This window comes from Polaromonas sp. P3_C2, assembly GCF_056402675.1.
The window spans coordinates 1-3,003 of record NZ_JBFUGX010000514.1; the positions used below are offsets into that span (position 1 = coordinate 1).

General features: G+C 61.4%; 4 protein-coding genes. All 4 read left to right on the forward strand.

Annotated features, from left to right (window positions below; genetic code table 11):
- A partial coding sequence (locus AC1DWI_RS18110; RefSeq protein WP_477725368.1) for a DNA-3-methyladenine glycosylase family protein occupies positions 1–331 on the forward strand: 331 nt, incomplete at its 5' end.
- A gap of 27 nt (positions 332–358) precedes the next feature.
- Entirely contained in the window at positions 359–1,339 is a 981-nt protein-coding gene (locus AC1DWI_RS18115) for an acetyl-CoA carboxylase carboxyltransferase subunit alpha (RefSeq protein WP_092131429.1), read from the forward strand.
- A gap of 32 nt (positions 1,340–1,371) precedes the next feature.
- A complete protein-coding gene (locus AC1DWI_RS18120; protein WP_477725369.1) occupies positions 1,372–1,968 on the forward strand; it encodes a hypothetical protein in 597 nt (198 codons plus the stop codon).
- Positions 1,965–2,933 (forward strand): tRNA lysidine(34) synthetase TilS, encoded by a 969-nt coding sequence (gene tilS / locus AC1DWI_RS18125; protein ID WP_477668991.1) that lies wholly within the window; start codon positions 1,965–1,967, stop codon positions 2,931–2,933. Before AC1DWI_RS18120 ends, tilS begins: the two co-directional genes overlap by 4 nt.
- Positions 2,934–3,003: the final 70 nt, after the last annotated feature.

Genomic DNA, 3,003 nt, shown 5'->3' on the forward strand with positions numbered 1-3,003 from the left:
TGCCGGCACCGTTCACGTCAAAGACTGGGCGGCGATGGACGATGAAGCCATCATTGAAGAATTGGTGGCCATCCGCGGCATCGGCCGCTGGACGGCCGAGATGTTTTTGATTTTTTACCTGATGCGCCCCAATGTCCTGCCGCTGGACGACGTGGGGCTRATCACCGGCATCAGCCAGAATTACTTTTCKGGTGAATCCGTCAGCCGCAGCGACGCGCGAGAGGTGGCCGCCGCCTGGTCGCCTTACTGCAGCGTGGCAACTTGGTATATTTGGCGCTCTCTGGACCCATTACCGGTTCTGGGTACCCCCACGGGTACCGAGCAAATTTAAGTTTCATGAAGCCCTGAGGAGCAGCACATGGCGAAGAAGACCTTCCTCGATTTCGAGCAACCGATTGCGGAGCTTGAAGGAAAAATTGAAGAACTGCGCTACGTACAGACCGAGTCGGCTGTCGATATCTCTGAAGAAATCGACCAGCTGGCCAAAAAGAGCCAGCAACTCACCAAAGACATCTACAGCGACCTGACGCCCTGGCAGATCACCAAGATCGCACGCCACGCAGAGCGCCCCTACACCCTGGACTACGTCAACGAAATCTTCACCGATTTTGTTGAGTTGCACGGCGACCGGCATTTTGCCGACGACCTGTCCATCGTCGGCGGCCTGGCTCGCTTCAACGGCACCGCCTGCATGGTGCTGGGCCACCAGAAGGGCCGCGACACCAAGGAGCGCGGCTTGCGCAACTTCGGCATGAGCAAGCCCGAGGGCTACCGCAAAGCCCTGCGCCTGATGAAAACCGCCGAGAAGTTCAAGCTGCCGGTGTTCACCTTTGTCGACACACCGGGCGCTTACCCCGGCATTGATGCCGAAGAGCGCGGCCAGTCCGAAGCCATCGGACGCAATATTTTCGAGATGGCGCAGCTCGAAGTGCCCATCATCACCACCATCATCGGCGAAGGCGGCTCCGGCGGCGCGCTGGCCATTTCGGTGGCTGACCAGGTGGTCATGCTGCAGTACTCGATTTACTCCGTCATCAGCCCGGAAGGTTGCGCCTCCATCTTGTGGAAAACCTCCGACAAGGCGCAGGAAGCTGCCGAGGCCCTGGGCATCACCGCGCACCGGCTCAAGGCCCTGGGCGTGATCGACAAGATCGTCAACGAGCCCGTGGGCGGCGCCCACCGCGACCACAAGCAGATGGCTGCGTTCCTTAAGCGAGCCCTCAATGACGCCTTCCGCCAGGTCAGTGACCTGAAGGTCAAGGAGCTGCTGGACCGCCGCTACGAGCGCCTGCAAAGCTACGGCCGCTTCACAGACACCAAGGCTGACGCCGGCAAGTAAGGCGCCCCGGCACAAGCTGGAGCGACAAGACCATGGTGCGCCCCCGTATCGGTCCTTACAGTGCCGAGGAAGAGGAAGCCCTGGCGAAGTTGCGCCGGCGATTTTGGCTAACCTCTGCCGCGCTCTATGCGACTTTTCTGTCGGTCATGTTCGGTTTCRTTCCGCGCGAGCTTGCCACCGAGCCGCAGGCGGTTTCCTTTATGGACTCGATGGCCCATGTCGTGCCCATGCTGGACCAGTTGCCTAAGATTCCTGGTTACGACCCTTTTCTGCGCTTCTACTACGCGATGCTCTGGCTGATTTCGCCTGTTGCCGGCCTTGTGGGCTTGTGGGCCGGGCTGGACTATCTAGTCAAGCATGACCGCTACGCGCGAATCAAGAGTCCGAACCGCATGTTGGTCTGGGGCCTGCTGTTCTGGTGTTTCCTGCTGGTTTTTGCTGCCATCTGGCCTGTTGCGGATGGTGGGGCGCCCTCCTGGCGGGACCATGGTTTGGTCTCGAGTATTTTTGGCATAGCGCTACGCGGCGTCTACCTCCTGTGGTGCTGGTTCGCCATCGGTGGCACGCTCGGGGTGCTATGGGTGCGGGCCAGGATTGACCGGGAAAGATTCGCCGAAGCCAAGCCATGAATGACGGCGCCGTGATCGCCGCTGCGATTTCCCAATTTCAACCTGCTTTGCCGCTGGCCGTAGCGCTCAGCGGCGGCGCCGATTCTGTCGCCTTGCTGGTGGCCTGCGCCGAGAAATGGCCGGGGCAGGTTCACGCCATTCATATTCATCACGGCTTGCAGGCGGCGGCCGATGACTTTGAGCAGCACTGCGTTGCCCTCTGCGCGCAGCTCAATGTGCCGCTAATCGTCCAGCGTGTGGACGCCCGCCACGCCTCCGGCGAGAGCCCGGAAGACGCGGCACGAAAGGCGCGTTATGCGGCGTTTAAGGCTGCAGCCCAGGAAGGATCTGCGCAAGCAGCTATTAAAAACATAGCAATTGCCCAGCATGCCGATGATCAGGTGGAGACCATGCTGCTGGCGCTGTCGCGCGGAGCGGGGCTGCCCGGGCTGGCCGCCATGCCGGCGCAATGGGAGCGTGACGGCATGACCTATTACCGTCCGCTGCTGACGGTGCCCGGGGCATTGCTGCGCGATTGGCTGGTGACGCGCGGCATCACCTGGGTGGAAGACCCGACCAACACCGACGAGCAGTTCACACGCAATCGCATCCGGGCCCGCCTGCTGCCCGCGTTGGCGCAAACCTTTCCGCAGTTTCGCGAAACCTTTGCACGCAGCGCGCGCCACGCGGCCCAGGCGCACGGGTTGTTGGTCGAGGTGGCACAGCAAGACCTGGTTGCCGTGGGAACCCCCCCGGTGATCAAATCCCTGCAATCCCTGTCACAGCCGCGGCAGGCCAATGTGCTGCGCTATTGGCTAACGCTGCAGCAAGCTACTCCCAGCGCAGCACAGCTCGACCAACTGCTCCTGCAAATCGCCGCCTGCACCACGCGCGGGCACCGGATCCACCTTAAGGTGGCGAGCGGGCATGTCACGCGCAATGGCCCGGTGCTGAACTATGCGGCTGCAGGGGATAAGGCGAGCTAACCGGGTAGTAGTCCCTAGGTATAATTGAAGGCTTTGCTGGCGCGAAATCGCCGTTAAAAGCCCTCAAATG

Coding starts and splice junctions, on each gene's coding strand:
- AC1DWI_RS18115 (WP_092131429.1), top strand. CDS start 359: ATGGCGAAGAAGACCTTCCTCGATTTCGAGCAACCGATTGCGGAGCTT.
- tilS (WP_477668991.1), top strand. CDS start 1,965: ATGAATGACGGCGCCGTGATCGCCGCTGCGATTTCCCAATTTCAACCT.